At 65.4% G+C, this 15,193-nt stretch carries 14 protein-coding genes; 10 read left to right on the forward strand and 4 right to left on the reverse strand.

Going from position 1 to position 15,193, the window contains the following annotated elements; all coding sequences use genetic code 11:
* Positions 1-31 precede the first annotated feature (31 nt).
* From RPB_RS08490 to RPB_RS08510, 5 genes are all read left to right on the forward strand, one after another.
* The gene (locus RPB_RS08490; RefSeq protein ID WP_011440582.1) at positions 32-1,906 is read left to right on the forward strand and encodes an AMP-binding protein; all 1,875 of its coding nucleotides are present in this window, start codon (positions 32-34) and stop codon (positions 1,904-1,906) included.
* 336 nt (positions 1,907-2,242) lie between these two features.
* The gene (locus RPB_RS08495; protein WP_011440583.1) at positions 2,243-3,370 is read left to right on the forward strand and encodes an acyl-CoA dehydrogenase family protein; all 1,128 of its coding nucleotides are present in this window, start codon (positions 2,243-2,245) and stop codon (positions 3,368-3,370) included.
* A 157-nt stretch (positions 3,371-3,527) separates the two neighbouring features.
* Positions 3,528-4,775 carry an acyl-CoA dehydrogenase gene (locus RPB_RS08500; RefSeq protein ID WP_011440584.1) on the forward strand — a complete coding sequence of 416 codons (1,248 nt, stop codon included), beginning with the start codon at positions 3,528-3,530 and terminating at the stop codon, positions 4,773-4,775.
* Positions 4,776-5,048: 273 nt separating this feature from the next.
* Entirely contained in the window at positions 5,049-6,296 is a 1,248-nt protein-coding gene (locus tag RPB_RS08505; RefSeq protein ID WP_011440585.1) for an acyl-CoA dehydrogenase, read from the forward strand.
* 183 nt (positions 6,297-6,479) lie between these two features.
* Entirely contained in the window at positions 6,480-7,172 is a 693-nt protein-coding gene (locus RPB_RS08510; RefSeq protein WP_011440586.1) for a nitroreductase, read from the forward strand.
* Positions 7,173-7,322: 150 nt separating this feature from the next.
* Here the strand turns inward: RPB_RS08510 and RPB_RS08515 are convergent, their stop codons facing one another.
* A complete protein-coding gene (locus RPB_RS08515) occupies positions 7,323-8,105 on the reverse strand; it encodes an enoyl-CoA hydratase/isomerase family protein (protein WP_011440587.1) in 783 nt (260 codons plus the stop codon).
* Between the two features lie 321 nt (positions 8,106-8,426).
* Here RPB_RS08515 and RPB_RS08520 point away from each other — a divergent pair, with 321 nt between their 5' ends.
* From RPB_RS08520 to RPB_RS08535, 4 genes are all read left to right on the forward strand, one after another.
* The gene (locus tag RPB_RS08520; protein ID WP_011440588.1) at positions 8,427-9,101 is read left to right on the forward strand and encodes a Crp/Fnr family transcriptional regulator; all 675 of its coding nucleotides are present in this window, start codon (positions 8,427-8,429) and stop codon (positions 9,099-9,101) included.
* Positions 9,102-9,117: 16 nt separating this feature from the next.
* Positions 9,118-10,005, forward strand: coding sequence for a DUF6537 domain-containing protein (locus tag RPB_RS08525; protein WP_011440589.1), 888 nt, complete (start codon positions 9,118-9,120; stop codon positions 10,003-10,005).
* Positions 10,006-10,222: 217 nt separating this feature from the next.
* Positions 10,223-10,627 (forward strand): DUF3307 domain-containing protein, encoded by a 405-nt coding sequence (locus RPB_RS08530; RefSeq protein WP_011440590.1) that lies wholly within the window; start codon positions 10,223-10,225, stop codon positions 10,625-10,627.
* Between the two features lie 164 nt (positions 10,628-10,791).
* Positions 10,792-13,053 carry a sensor domain-containing diguanylate cyclase gene (locus tag RPB_RS08535; RefSeq protein ID WP_011440591.1) on the forward strand — a complete coding sequence of 754 codons (2,262 nt, stop codon included), beginning with the start codon at positions 10,792-10,794 and terminating at the stop codon, positions 13,051-13,053.
* A gap of 36 nt (positions 13,054-13,089) precedes the next feature.
* On the opposite strand, the gene RPB_RS08540 is transcribed toward RPB_RS08535, so the two are convergent.
* A complete protein-coding gene (locus RPB_RS08540; protein ID WP_011440592.1) occupies positions 13,090-13,470 on the reverse strand; it encodes a hypothetical protein in 381 nt (126 codons plus the stop codon).
* 232 nt (positions 13,471-13,702) lie between these two features.
* Here RPB_RS08540 and RPB_RS08545 point away from each other — a divergent pair, with 232 nt between their 5' ends.
* Complete coding sequence (locus tag RPB_RS08545) at positions 13,703-14,113, forward strand: hypothetical protein (protein WP_011440593.1); 411 nt, start codon at positions 13,703-13,705, stop codon at positions 14,111-14,113.
* A gap of 4 nt (positions 14,114-14,117) precedes the next feature.
* Here the strand turns inward: RPB_RS08545 and RPB_RS08550 are convergent, their stop codons facing one another.
* A complete protein-coding gene (locus RPB_RS08550) occupies positions 14,118-14,492 on the reverse strand; it encodes a YkgJ family cysteine cluster protein (RefSeq protein ID WP_080507757.1) in 375 nt (124 codons plus the stop codon).
* A gap of 61 nt (positions 14,493-14,553) precedes the next feature.
* Entirely contained in the window at positions 14,554-15,171 is a 618-nt protein-coding gene (locus RPB_RS08555; RefSeq protein WP_041798102.1) for a pyridoxamine 5'-phosphate oxidase family protein, read from the reverse strand.
* Between the last annotated feature and the right edge of the window lie 22 nt (positions 15,172-15,193).

The raw sequence follows: 15,193 nt of genomic DNA on the forward strand, positions 1-15,193 counted from the left end.
GGAAGAGGCCAGGAAAACGGGAGAATCAACGATGACTTCAAGCGCCGCCGCCGTGATGACCAAGCCGGCCTTCCGCAAGGTCAACTGGCTGCCCCGCGAGATCGAGGTCGAGCGCCGTGCCGACGGCGTCGTGGTGATGAAATCGCGCTTTCCGCTGATGGACCACGATCCGCATCTGCCAATGGCGCTGGCGAAATGGGCCAAGCAGCGCCCCGACGACATCTGGCTGGCGCAGCGCAAGGGCGAGGCGCGGCAGTGGCACAAGGTCAGCTACGCCGAGGCCAAGCGCATCGTTGATTCGCTCACCCAGGCGCTGCTCGACCTGAGGCTGCCGGAAGGCCGGCCGCTCACCGTGCTGTCCGGCAACTCGATCGAATTCGCGCTGATGATGATGGCGGCGATGCAGGCGCGGATTCCGACCGCGCCGGTGTCGCCGGCCTATTCGCTGATGAGCCACGACCACGTCAAGCTGAAGTACCTGTTCGACCTGGTGAAGCCGTCGGTGGTGATGGTGCAGAACGGTGCGCCGTTCACCAAGGCGCTGCACGCGCTGGATCTGACCGGCGTGTCCGTGATTCATGTCGACGGGACGGCCGACGGCATCCCCAGCCTGTCGTTCGCCGACATGGCGGCCACCAAGGTGACCGCCGACGTCGAGGCCTCGATCGCGAAGATCACGCCCGACACCGTCGCCAAGTTCCTGTTCACCTCCGGCTCGACCGGGATGCCGAAGGCGGTGATCAATACCCAGCGCATGATGTGCGCCAACGCGGCGATGATGATGCAGGTGCGGCCGCGCGATCCGAACGGTCCGCCGCCGGTGCAGCTCGACTGGATGCCGTGGAATCACACCATGGGGGGCAACGCCGCGTTCAATCCGCTGCTGATCGAAGGCGGCACGCTGTACATCGACGACGGCCGCCCGGTGCCCGGCCAGATCGAAGAGACGCTGCGCAACTTGCGCGAAATCTCGCCGACCTACTACGCCAACGTACCGGCCGGCTACGCCGCGCTGGCGAGCGCGATGGAGAAGGACGACGCGCTGTGCCGGTCGTTCTTCAAGGACATGCAGCTGATGGCCTATGGCGGCGCCCGGCTGCCCGACGATCTGTACGAACGGATGCAGGCGCTGGCGGTGCGCGCCACCGGGCATCGGCTGGTGTTCTACACCGGCTGGGGCTCGACCGAGACTTCGCCGACTTCGACCGGCACTTATTGGGACACCGAGCGCGTCGGCCTGATCGGGCTGCCGTTCCCCGGCGTCGAACTGAAGATGCTGCCGGTCGGCGACAAATACGAATTGCGGCTGCGCGGCGTCAACGTGATGCCGGGCTATCACGGCCAGCCGGATCTCACCGAGAAGGCGTTCGACGAAGAGGGCTTCTACAAGATCGGCGATGCCGGCGTGTTCGTCGATCCGAACGATCCGGTGAAGGGTATCATCTTCGCCGGCCGGGTCGCCGAGGACTTCAAGCTGATGACCGGCACCTTCGTCCACGTCAGCACGGTGCGCACCGACGCGATCGCCGCGGCGAGCCCGGTGATCCAGGACGCGCTGGTGGCGGGGCAGGACCGCGCTTATATCGGCCTGCTGGCGTGGCCCAACCTCAATGCCTGCCGGGTGATGATCGGCGATCCGGGCGCGACCTTCGAGGACGTGGTCAGGCATCCGGCGGTGCTCGCCGCGCTGAAAGCCGGCCTGGAGAAGCAAAACCGCGAGGTTGAAGGCGCCAGCTCGATGCGGATCGCGCGCGCGATGCTGATGGTCGAGCCGCCGTCGATCGACGGCAACGAACTCACCGACAAGGGCTACATCAACCAGCGCGCAGGCCTCGAGCGCCGCGCCGCGCTGGTCGAGCGGCTGTACGCCGAGCATCCCGACCCGGACGTGATGGTGCTGCAGTGAATCAACTGACGGCCCAATCTGCACAGCGCAACCTCTCCCCGCCCTGCGCGGGGAGAGGTCGACCGGCGCATCGCGCCGGTCGGGTGAGGGGCCTGGCACGGACTCCGTCACTAACTCGGCATGCGCGGGCGCGCCCCAGCCCCTCACCCCGACCCTCTCCCCGCAAGAGCGGGGCGAGGGAGCGCGCCGCGCTCGGCGGCGTTTCCATCACCTTCCGTCATTCCGGGGCACGCGCAGCGCGAACCCGGAATCTCGAGATTCCGGGCTCTCGCCTGTCGGCGAGCCCCGGAATGACGGTGCCGAAGACCAACACCTAACAACCAACGAGACACGCCCATGAATTTCGATTTCTCCGACGACCAGAAGCAACTGCGCGATCAGGCGCGGCGGTTTCTTGCCGAGAAGTGCCCGCCGAAGGCGGTGCGTGCCGTGCTCGAAGGCAAGGCGGATTACGACCGCGACCTTTGGAAGGGACTCGCCGAGATGGGCTTCCTCGGCGTCGCGATTCCGGAGGAATACGGCGGGACCGGCGCGGGCCATCTCGAGCTCTGCGTGATCGCCGAGGAGCTCGGCCGCGCGCTGGCGCCGGTGCCGTTCTCGTCGACCGTGTACCTCGCCGCCGAGGTGCTGCTGCTGGCCGGCTCGGAAGAGCAGAAGCAGAAATGGCTGCCGAAGATCTCGTCGGGCGAGGCGATCGGCACGCTGGCGCTGTTCGAAGGCACCGGCAATCCGTCGCCGCAGGCGATCAAGGTTGCGGCTGCGAACGGCACCCTCACCGGCACCAAGAAGCCGGTCGCCGACGGCGCGATCGCCGACTTCGCGATCGTCGCGGCGCGTAGCGGCAACAGCGGGCGTGAGACCGATATCTCGCTGTTCCTGGTCGATCTCAAGGCCGGCGGCGTCGACGCCAAGCCGCTGCAGAATGTCGATCCGTCGCGGCAGCAGGCCGAACTGACCTTCGCCGGCGCCAAGGCCGAGCCGCTCGGCGCGGCGAACGAAGGCTGGAGCATCCTGTCGCGCGTGATGGACCGCGCCGCGGTGCTGATCGCCTTCGAGCAGGTCGGCGGCGCCGACCGCGCGCTCGAGATGGGCCGCGACTACGCTCTCGATCGCATCGCCTTCGGCCGGCCGATCGGCTCGTTCCAGGCGGTCAAGCACATCCTCGCCGACATGTACGTCTCGGCGACGCTGGCGCGCTCGAATTGCTACTACGGCGCCTGGGCGCTCTCGACTGATGCCGGTGAACTGCCGGAGGCAGCCGCAGCCGCGCGGATCAGCGCGACGCAGGCGTTCCAGCATTGTTCGAAGCAGAACATCCAGGTCCACGGCGGCATGGGCTTCACCTGGGAGTTCGACTGCCACCTGTACTATCGCCGCTCCAACGCGCTGGCGCTGGCGCTGGGCAGCCAGTCGTACTGGGAAGACCAACTGATCGACCGCATGCGGAAGAAGAACGCGGCGTGAGGAAGCCCCTCATCCTCAGGAGCCCAGCGTAGCTCGCAGAGCGAAGCCGGACGTCTCGAAGGATGAGGCTGTCCATCCTCATGGTTCGAGACGCGCGCAAGGGCGCGCTCCTCACCATGCGGTTCTGAATTTGCCTCGCTTAGAAAGGCTCGAACAGATGAATTTCGACGACACCCCGCAGGAAGCCGAATTCCGCGCCAAGGCGCGTGCCTGGATCGACGCCAACGCGCCGAAGCAATATGAAGAGGAACTGCGCAAGGCCTCGCTCGGCCGCGTTCAGCTCAAGGGCGCCAACATTCTCGAGGTCGCCAAGGCTTGGCAGAAGAAGAAGGCCGACGCCGGCTGGGCCGTGCCGCATTGGCCGAAGGATTACGGCGGCCGCGGCGCGACGCCGATCGAGCGGGTGATCTGGCAGCAGGAAGAGGGCGTCTACGGCAAGCTCGGCGCGCTGTTCATCATCGGCCAGGGCATGTGCGGGCCGACCATGATGGCGTTCGCCTCGGAGGACCAGAAGCGATACTATTTGCCGCCGCTGGCGTCGGGCGAGAACATCTGGTGTCAGTTGTTCTCGGAGCCCGCCGGCGGTTCGGACGTCGCCGGCCTGCGCACGCGCGCGGAGAAGGACGGCGACGACTGGATCATCAACGGCCAGAAGATCTGGACCTCCGGCGCGCATTATTCGGACTACGGCATCCTGATCACCCGCACCGACCCGACCGTGCCCAAGCACAAGGGCCTGACGATGTTCTTCCTCGACATGAGGAGCAAGGGCGTCGAGATCAAGCCGATCAAGCAGGCCAACGGCAATTCCGACTTCAATGAAGTGTACTTCACCGACGTGCGGATTCCGGACAGTCAGCGGTTGGGCGCCGTCGGCGACGGCTGGAACGTGTCGCTGACGACGCTGATGAACGAGCGGATGTCGATCGGCGCCAATGTGGCGACTGGGTTTCCGGAGTTGTTCGAGTACTGCAATTCGCTGATGCTCGACGGCGGCCCCGCGATCGAGGACCGAGCGGTGCGCAGTAAGCTCGCCAACTGGGCGGTGCGCGCCAGCGGGTTGAAATACACCAGCTTCCGCGCGATCTCGGCGCTGTCGAAGGGCGAACGCCCGGGGCCGGAGAATTCGATCGGCAAGCTCGTCGCGGGTTCGATGATTCAGGACGTCGCAATGTATGCGCTCGACCTGCAGGGCGCCGGCGGCGTGCTGAGCGGCCCCGAGGATGCGGAAGCCGCCGGCAAGTTCCAGGCGATGCTGCTGCGTTCGCCGGCGACGCGTGTGGAAGGCGGCACCGACGAGATCCTGCGCAACATCATCGCCGAGCGCGTGCTCGGTCTGCCCGGCGACATCCGCGTCGACAAGGACGTGCCGTTCAACCAGATCCCGACGCGGGGGCGGGCCTAACAACGTAGGAACAGTCTGAGTAGTTGATGGGTATCGCCGGAACTCAACACATCCTACGAGTTTCGCCGTCGCGGACCGTCACCCTGAGGTGCTCGCCGTCTTCGGCGAGCCTCGAAGGGCGACGGCGTCGCAGGCAGAGTGTCGCTGAACAGCATCCTTCGAGGCTCGCCGGCCCGCGCCGGGCGCTGCCGGGCGAGCGCCTCAGGATGACGTGGGAATAGGTGGCGGCCTTCCGTGGAAGCGCCGCCGAATACAGAACAGGAGTGAGCCACCATGAATTTCGACGATACCCCGCAGGAAGCCGAATTCCGCGCCAAGGCTCGCGCGTGGATCGACGCCAACGCGCCGAAGCAGTACGAAGCGGAACTGACCAAGTCCGGCCTCGGCCGCATCAGCCTGAAGAACGCCGACATCGTCGAGGTCGGCAAGGCGTGGCAGAAGAAGAAGGCCGAGGGCGGCTGGGCCTGCCTGACCTGGCCGAAGGAGTATGGCGGTCGCGGCGCCACGCCGATCGAGAAGGTGATCTGGCAGCAGGAAGAGGGCGTGTACGGCAAGCTGACGCAGCCGTTCCAGATCGGCGAGGGCATGTGCGGCCCGACGGTGATGGCCTATGCCAGCGAGGACGACAAGCGCAACTATCTGCCGAAGCTCGCCTCGGGCGAGAACATCTGGTGCCAGTTGTTTTCCGAGCCGGCCGGTGGCTCGGACGTCGCCGGGCTGCGCACCCGCGCCGAGAAGGATGGTGACGACTGGGTGATCAACGGCCAGAAGATCTGGACCTCGGGCGCGCACTACTCCGACTACGGCCTGCTGATTACCCGCACCGACCCCAATGTGCCCAAACACAAGGGCCTCACCATGTTCTTCCTCGACATGAAGAGCGAAGGCGTCGAGGTCAAGCCGATCAAGCAGGCCAATGGCATGCAGGAATTCAACGAGGTGTTCTTCACCAATGTGCGGATTCCGGACAGCCAGCGGCTCGGCGCCGTCGGCGACGGCTGGAACGTGTCGCTGACCACGCTGATGAACGAGCGGATGTCGATCGGCGCGCGGCTCGCCACCGGCTTTCCGGAGATCTTCGATCTCTGCTCGAACCTCGTCACCGCCGACGGCCTTGCGATCGACGATTCCGCCGTGCGGAGCAAACTCGCGAACTGGGCGGTCAAGGCGAGCGGGCTGAAGTACACGTCGTATCGCTCGATCTCGGCGCTGTCGAAGGGCGAACGGCCGGGCCCCGAGAACTCGATCGGCAAGCTGGTCGCGGGGCCGATGCTGCAGGACATCGCCGCGTTCGCGATGGACCTCGAAGGCGCGGCCGGAATGTTCACCGATCCCCAGGAGGCCGAGGCCGGCGGCAGCTTCCAGGCGATGCTGCTGTCGTCGCCGTCGATGCGGATCGCCGGCGGCACCGACGAAATCCTGCGCAACATCATCGCCGAGCGCGTGCTTGGCTTGCCCGGCGACATCCGCGTCGACAAGGACGTGCCGTTCAACCAGATCCCGACACGGGGGCGCGGTTAAGGACCCTGCGTCCCGGACGCGGCGCGGCATTCTTCATGCCGCTCCGCAGATCCGGGACCCCGGTTGGGGCGCCGGCAACATCACCGGGCCCCGGATCGGCAGCGCACTACGCCGCAAAGCTGGCCGCTGCACCGCATCCGGGACACAATCAGTCCGACCTTCTCCAGAAAGATGGCGTTGCCGATGACCGAAAGTAATCAATCCGCCCCGATCAATGTGCTCGAAGAGTTGATGGCGGCGCGCTATTCGTGCCGGGCATTCAAGCCAGATCCGGTCCCGCGCGACACCATCGAGCGGGTATTGGCCGCGGCGCAGAAGACCGCGTCATGGTGCAACAGCCAGCCCTGGCAGGTGCTGATCACGTCGGGCGAGGCGACGAAGAGATTTCGCGACGTCATCTACGGCGTTGCGGCCAGCGGCGCGCCGTCGAGCGGCGATTTCGAATTTCCGCGGGAGTACCGCGGCGTGTATCTCGACCGCCGGCGCGAGAGCGGTTTCCAGCTCTACAACACGCTCGGCATCGCCAAGGGCGACAAGACGGCTTACGCCAAGCAGGCGCTGGAGAACTTCAATTTCTTCGGCGCGCCGCATGTCGCGATCATCACCACCGACGAGGCGCTCGGCGTCTACGGCGCGATCGACTGCGGCGGTTACGTCACCTCGTTCATGCTTGCGGCGCAGGCGCTCGGCCTCGCCACCGTGCCGCAGGCGGCGCTGGCGTTTCACTCCGGCGTGGTGCGCGAGCATTTCGGTCTCGGCGACGGCCGTCGCGTGGTGTGCGGCATCTCGTTCGGCTTCGCCGATCGCGAGCACAAGGCGAACAGCTACCGCACCAACCGCGCGCCGATCGGCGACGTGGCGACGTTCGTGGAGTGAAGGGAGCCGCGACGTGTTCCGGCGAGGGGCGTGGCTCGACCTCTGCCCGTCATTCGGTTGCGCGCCATCGGCTCGGCCTTTGGCCGGCCCGATCATGGGCTCCGCGCGAACCCGGAATGACAAATTGAGAGATTGTGATCCGCACCCCCCTCAGAACCGCGCTGCGCGTTTCTCCTTGTACGCGGCGATGCCTTCTTTGATCTCGTCGCCGCGCATCGAGGCGCGGGCGCGGGCGTCGGCCGCTTGCTCGTCGAGCGCCTGTCGCGCGAATTCGTTGAGCGCGCGCTTCATGCCGGCGACCGCATTCGGCGCATTGCCGGCCAGGGTTGCCGCGAGGGCGTCGACCTCGCGGTCGAGCCGGTCCATCGCCACCATCTGCGTCAGATAGCCGATCCGCAGCATTTCGGCGGCATCGATCCGCTGGGCGGTGAGAAACAGCCGCTTGGCATTGTCGACGCCGAGTCGGGTGACATAGCGTTTGATCCCGGATGGGTAGTAGTGCAGCCCGAGCCGGGCCGCCGGCATGAACATCTCGGCAGTGTCGACGCCGATGCGGAAATCGCAGGCCAGCGCCAGGTCGGTCGAGCCGCCATAGACGCCGCCGTTGAGCCGGCAGATCGTCGGCACCCGCAGATCCTCCAGCCGGTTGGCGACGACTTCGAACGCGGAACCGGACGACTCGCTTTCAACCTCGCTTGCGGCGCGTTCAGCGACCTTGCCGAGGTCGAATCCCGCCGAGAATGCCCGGCCGGTGCCGGTCAGGACCAGCACGCGGATGGAGAGGTCGCTGTCGATCAGCGCGAATTGTGCCAGTAGCGTCGCCAGGTCGTCCGGCTGCAGCCGGTTGAGATGGTTCGGCCGGTTCAGCCGGATGGTGGCGCGCGGGCCGTCGATGCCGAGCACCGGCGTGGTGGCGCTCTCCGTGTCCGACATGGGTGGTCTCCGAGGGGCTCGCGTGGTGACGGCGTCGGGAACACGGAAGCTCCCGGAAACAGTCCGGCTGAGGGGTGTGTCGTCGGGCATGACGACCCCTGCAAACTGCCCGTGTCGGTTGCGGCCGTCAATGTGGCCGCCAACCACACCGGAGACCGTTCGGGCCGGCCGGCCCAGGCCGGTGGTGTTCCGGGCCTCGGATTGTTTATAATCCCGTCGGCTTAAACGTGTATGGCGTGCAGTCCGTGACGGCGATCACCGATCGCCGTTGCCGCATCTTGTCGGTGTCGACGTTCGCATCTCGAAGGCAGGTTGATCCTCATGGACATGTCCCACATCGCTCAGCACGCCGGCACTGCGGGCAGCCTGTTCGCGACGATCTTCGTGGTCGCGACCGCCACGATGCGGACGATGATCCCGCTGCGCGTGTTCGGCATCCTGGCCAATGTCCTGCTGATCGCGGTGTCGATCCCGACCCACAACTATCCGACCATGGCGCTGCATGCGGTGCTGCTGCCGCTCAACGTCTGGCGTCTGCACCAGATGCTGCAACTCGTCCGTGACGTGAAGAAGTCGGTCAACGGCGATCTGTCGATGGAGTGGCTGAAGCCGTTCATGACCGAGCGAAAATGCGCGGCCGGCGAGGAGCTGTTCTACAAGGACGAGAAGGCCGAGCACATGTACTACATCGTCAGCGGCCGCTTCCGCCTGGTCGAGTCCGGCATCGAACTGCCGGTCGGTGCGATCGTCGGCGAGCTCGGCATGCTGTCGCCGTCGAATACCAGGACGCAGACGCTGGAATGCATCGAAGCCGGCGTCGTGCTGGGCGTCAGTTATCGCCAGGTCGAGGAACTCTACGTGCAGAATCCGGAATTCGGCTTCTACTTCCTGCGTCTCGCGAGCGCGCGGCTGTTTCAGAACATCGAGACGCTGGAAGCGCGGCTGGCGCAGGCTCATCTGCCGGTGCCGGCCCAGGTCGTCAGCGATACGGCCTAGCGGCGAGGACGGGGCGGTGGCAGGCTATATCGATGCGATGCGCTCGACGCTCGCCGAAATCATCGGCGAGCGTGATCGCGTGGTCCCGCTCGATCTGCCGGACGGGCTGTCACCAACGCTCTCGGCTGTGGTGAGCGATGCGGTCGAACGGTTGATCGTGTATCAGGGCCGTCGCTATGCGCGGCTGTATCTCGATCGCGTCCGCCGCTTCGCCGGGCGCCGCGACGTCGGCGACGATCTGTCGATCCGGATCGCGCAATTGATGGCTGAGCGGATGGCCTATGAGGATCCGATCCGGATTGCGCAACTCGCGCTGATCGAAGCGGCGATCGATCCGAGCGGCGTCGCTACCGTCCGCGTCGACCGCAAGTGCCGGTTTCGAGTCGACGAGATGGTGTCGGCGCTGCCGATCGTGGTGGCCAATCCGATGCTCAGGGTGCTGGGCGCCTTCGGCTGGCAGCATATGCACGTGAAAATGCGCTTCAACGCCACATGGTGGCTCGGCATTCGCCGGCTGAAGATGGAGGCGTGGCTGCGGCGCTGGCGGATGCTATCGATCCGCTACCCGGGAGAGCGGATCTGGGTCGAGCGCTGGCTGCATATGATCGATCGCTGCCTCGCCAAGCGGCCCGAGGCGGTGTGGACGATCGTGGAGAGCGCCACCATGATCCGCGGCTACGGCGACACCTATCGCTACGGCATGGCGAACTGGACCTTGATCATCGACAGCCTGGTCAAGCCGGTGTTCGCCGGCACGCTGGTGCTGGACGATCTTTCGGCTGCGATCGCGGAAGCCCGCGCGGCGGCGTTGCCTGACCGCCGACAGACGGCGTTGAAACGCACCATAACCGCGATCCGCACCCAGGCCAGTGCCGGCACGGTGCCGGCGTCGGCGATGCCCTGAGGGATTTCAGGCTACTCGGTTACCGCGCAATTGATCGGTCATTCCCGCCGGTAGTCCGGCCACGTGCATTCCGAAGTCAGGAATGTCATAATGGAACACTGGCCGGTCCTGGCCGGTTGCGATGCTCAGCGCTCGCACGGGAAATCCACGACATCGACCGGCGCGCCGCCGGTCGATGTCGTGATGCCCCCGTCGGGCCCAGGCAAAGGGCGTGAGCTTGATCCTTCCCCAATTGTCGTCGACGGTCGCCGTTGGTGCGCTCACCGGATGGATGCTGATACTCACCGTCAAGCATGTCTTCGCGGATTTCTATCTGCAGAACGCCTGGATGGCGCTCGGCAAGGACAAGAAGACGGGATGGGCGCTCCCGCTGCTCGCGCATTGCGCCGTGCATCTGGTCCTCACCACCGCGGTGATGCTGATCCTCGCCCCGCGCTACTGGTTCATCGGGCTGATCGATTTCGTCATCCACCTCGCGATCGACCGCGCCAAGGGCTTCACCGTTGCGACGTTCGAGATCACACCGGAAAGTCGATGGTTCTGGTGGCTGATCGGAACCGATCAGGCGTTGCATCACCTCACCGGCTTCGGCCTGTCGGTGTTGCTGGCTGCCAATGCGTAATGGGCAGCGGTCGGAGGCCTTGCGGCAGAGTGCCGCAATCGACGCCCAGGTAACTGTACCAGGAGCAAAATTAACCGTCGGATGAGCTGCCACGCGTAGCTTGTTACCGACGGCGGCCGTCAATGCTCATAGGTGTCCGAGCGTCAGGCCGAGCTCAGGGACCGATGGCCAGCTATCTCGAAACCCAGCTCGATTTCATCTATTTCTTCTACGGTCTGGCATTCATCCTGCTGGGCGCGATGAGTTTCGTCATCGCCCGGGTGCGGCCCAATCTTCGCGACGCCCGCCTGATCGGTCTGTTTGGTTGCTCGCACGGAGTGACCGAATGGATGGACATGACCACGCTGATCTTCGGGGATTCGAACGAGTTCGCGATCTTCCGTTCAGCGATGATGACTCTGTCTTTCATTCCGCTCGCCGAATTCGCGCGCAGGGGCGCGGTGAAACTCGGCGTCTGGATGCCTGGGGCCTGGATCTATCTGCCCGTCCTGGGGGTGCTCGGAGTCGTCGGCCATGTCGACGGACTCGACGCCGCCAGGGCTCTGGCGCGCTACGCTCTGTGTGCGCCGGGCGCGCTCGGCACGGGTCTCGTGATGCTGGCGCGGCGGCACAAAGTGCGCGAGGCGGGCTGGTCGATTGCGGTTGGGCTCGCAATTGCGTTCTCGCTGTATGGTTTGGCTGCCGGCGTCGTCGTCGAGCCCGCCCCGTTCTGGCCGGCCACGATCGTCAACCAGGCGTGGTTCGTGGGAGCGACAGGCGTCCCGATCCAACTCGTCCGCGGTCTGATAGCTCTGGTGCTGGCGGCTCTGATCTGGGGGGCCTGGGGTCGGCGGTTGATCCATGCCTTCGATTGCCCGCGCTACACCGCCTATCTGCAGCGACAGTTCTACAGCGTCCTCGCCGCGATGGCCGCGATCCTGATCTTCGGCTGGGTCTTGACGAATATCCTCGGCGGCATTTTTCGCACCGAAGTCGAGCGGGAGGCGGCGAGCACTGCCAGCTTGCTCGTCAACAGCATTGCCGACGCGGTCGGTACGGCCGACGCAGTGGTCAGGGTGCTGGCCGCCTCGCCCGTGATCGCGCCACTGTTGGTGAGCCCGGAGCGAGCCAACCGCGACCTCGCCCGCGCCGTCATCGATCTCCATGTCGAGACCGCCGGTGCGTCACGTGGTTTCATCCTCGATCGCAATGGCCACATCGTCGAGACCACCGACCGGCACGATTTCGACGTGCTGGGTGCTGCCTCCCACAAGACCACGGTCTGGTTCCAAAGCTCGATCGGCGGTCGGACGGGGCGCAATCTCCAGATCGATCCGTTCAGCGGCAGGCAATCCTATGTGAGCAGTCTTCCGCTTCACGACCCGGCCGGATCAATCATCGGCGTAGTCGCACTCGAGGTCTTGCTCGAGAAGCTGGATGCCAGGCTGCGCGGTTTCGAGCAGGCGTTCTTTCTGCTCGATGCGCGTGACGTCGTGGTCCTGACCAGTCGTCCCGCCCAGCTTTCGCGTACTCTGTGGCCTCGGCCTGACATGGTGCCGGCGGCGCCGGAGCAGCCGTCTTCGACACCTCACTCCGAACCGCTCCGTCATGCCGTCACCGGCGGCGAATGGACCCGCTTCGGCGGCCGCCGCTCTTATGTTCTGCGCAGCGTCGTGGAGGGAACGCCGTGGTCGGTGGTGCTGACACTGCCGGTCGCCGGGATCACGGCCAGCCGCCTGCTCGGGATCATCATCACATTGCAACTGGCCCTCACGGCGTTGTTCTATTTCTTCGGCCGTGAGCGCGGCGTGCGCGACCGCGTGCAGCAATTGCTTCGGTCCGAGTTGCAGGAACGCGCTGCGGCGTTAGCGCGTCAGGCGACCACGGATCCGCTGACCGGCCTCCACAACCGGCTCCGATTCAACGAAGGTCTGGCTCAGGAACTGGCACGCGTGCGCCGCACCGGCCAGCCGCTTTCGCTGGTCATGTTCGATGTGGATCACTTCAAGGAGGTCAATGATCGCTACGGTCATCCGACCGGAGATCAGGTGCTGATCCGGCTATCCCAGACGGCGGCCGCCCAGCTGCGCCAGACCGACCTGTTGGCCCGCTGGGGCGGCGAGGAATTCGCGATCCTGCTGGTCGACGCCGACCTCCACGCGGCCGTCGAAGTCGCAGAAAACCTGCGGCGGCTGGTCGCCCGAACCCCGTTCGATCAGATCGGCTCCGTCACGGCGAGTTTCGGCGTCGCCGAATGCCGCCCGGATGAGTCCGCCGATAGTCTGCTGGAACGTGCCGACGCCGCGCTGTACCGCGCCAAATCCAACGGCCGCAATCGGGTGGAAATCGATGCGCCGGTCATCGAGGAGACTGTCGCGCTTTCACCAGCGGAGTCGGGCGACGAGCCACAGCAACGCTCCGACCATAAAAAGCCGACGCGCGCATGACTGGTCATGGGCGCTGTTATTTACGATGCGCGGCAGTCAGGCGCTCAGGCGATCATCCGCTTCCGGAGGCGGCGCCTCGGCCTTTGAGGTGTGCGGCAGATGCGGCGCCAGCCGGGCATTGGCTTTGAGGAATTGTTGCTGACAGGCGATGCCGTCTTCGAGCACCCGTGCGGCCGCGCCGCTCAGCCAGTCCTGATACTCGCGCACCGCATCGAGTGGCGTTGCCGCTTCGCTCATCCGACGCGCGGTTTCCAGTGCGGCGTGGGTTCCAATCCGCCGACGCTCGAACCAGCCGTCCGCGAACTCCTTCATGCCCGCCAGAATGGCTTCCTCGCCCTCCCAGAACTTCACTCCGACGGGGCCGTAAGTTCGAGCTGCGGGCAACAGGTTGGGGAATAACGTCACAGGATCGCTCATCTGAAATCTCCGTGGTGACCGGTGAAATCAAATCGCTAAGTCGCACTTGGAGCAATAAACGCCGATTGCGGCACGGGAGTGATCACAACCCGATGAACGAAAAATTTGTGCTCGCGTTTTCGTTCCATGCGAATCGTGCAATGCGTCGGAGAGGTATCAGAAGGCATAGTTAAGTGCTCATTAATGAGTTCGGCCGCATCCTCATCATCGAAATCGCCTCGGAGTAACGCCGATGTTGTCGAGCCGTGAAGCCTTCGAAAATGACCTCTGCCCGGTCCGGGACGATCTCCTCGGTGCGATGTATCGTGCCAACGAGAACGGTCTGCCGGCCCTGGTGGAAAGTGTATCGTCCGACGTTCGTGCTCAGCTCGCGCTGTTCTGTTACCGCCGCGCCCATCTTCACGCGCTTGCGCTGACGATTGCCGCGAGCTGTGACGAGCGCGATCTGGTCCGGCACGGCGGGCGGGTCGGTTCCGTGCTAGTCGCGCTGTCGCGCGAAACGGCGGGACCTCGCCACCGGCCTGCGGCGGTCAACTGCAGTCATCGCAAGGCGATCACGCTGTCGACCAAGCCGCTATCGAGCATCGCGCCGCTCGATCAGGGCGATATCGATGACGATGAGACCGTGCCGGTGTCCAACTAGTAGTCTAGTCGGACTTCGAGCCCGTCGGACTCGCGACCAATCCGACTTGTCGGTGGCCGCCGTCTAACAGCGGCGGAAGCCGGTGCCTCCGCCGCGCCATGATGCATTCCGGATCACCCGGCTGGCACTCGCGGCAGACCTCCGGGCGCAGTTCATAGATCGTGCAGGCGGTGGCTTGCCCGATCGCCCCGCTCAGCGCGCAGCAGCGCTCGCCCTCACAGCGCATCCCGCTCAGCCGCGCATTGACGAGTTCCGCCGGAATCGCGTCCAGAGCGGCGTCGTCCTCCACGGTGAAGCGCGGCCAGTTCGCCGAATAGGCACAGCACGCGCCGCAACCCTGGCACGGACTTTCCGGTTCCATCGGAGAGGGGAGGGGCATGGTCCCCCCTTTACCGCGATGTGGTCGTTCGCGAAACCACCTTCCGGCGATCCATGCAGCCTCAGCCCGGCGCGCGGACCGCCGCCAGTTCGGCTTCGAGTTCCGCGATCCGCGCGTCACGCTTGGCGAGCGCCTCGGCGACATCGGCGGCGTCGAATTTCTGCGGAATATGCTGCGGACAGTTGGTGTCCCATGCCTCGACCTTGAACAGGATCGCCTGCTCCGGCCGCGCCTTGTAGCCCTTCGGCATCAGCGATGCGATCAGCGCCGGGTCGTCTTCGATCACCTGGGCGCGGCCCCAAATCTTGATCCGGCGGCGATGCGCGTAGTCGATCACGAAGATATACGCCTTCGGGTTCTCGGCGAGATTACCCTGAGTGATGTACTGCTTGTTGCCGGTGAAGTCGGCGAATCCGATCGTCTGGTCGTCGAGGACGTGCAAAAAGCCCGCTGGCCCGCCGCGATGCTGGATGTAGGGCTGGCCGTCGGCGCTGGCAGTGGCGAGCAGGACGCTCGTCTGCGCGCCGAGAAACTCCGCCAGGTTCTCGTCGATTCTGCTGCGCCATCCGCCGCCCTGTTCAACCCGGGCATACGCGACGCGTGAGCCCTTGCGGGCCTGGATAGCCTTGACCTGCGGGGTGAAGGCGATGTCGCTCGAAAACTGCAGGGTGTCGGTCATCGCTTTGGCCTCCCATTGTCTG

Source organism: Rhodopseudomonas palustris HaA2, from assembly GCF_000013365.1.
Lineage (GTDB): Bacteria > Pseudomonadota > Alphaproteobacteria > Rhizobiales > Xanthobacteraceae > Rhodopseudomonas > Rhodopseudomonas palustris_J.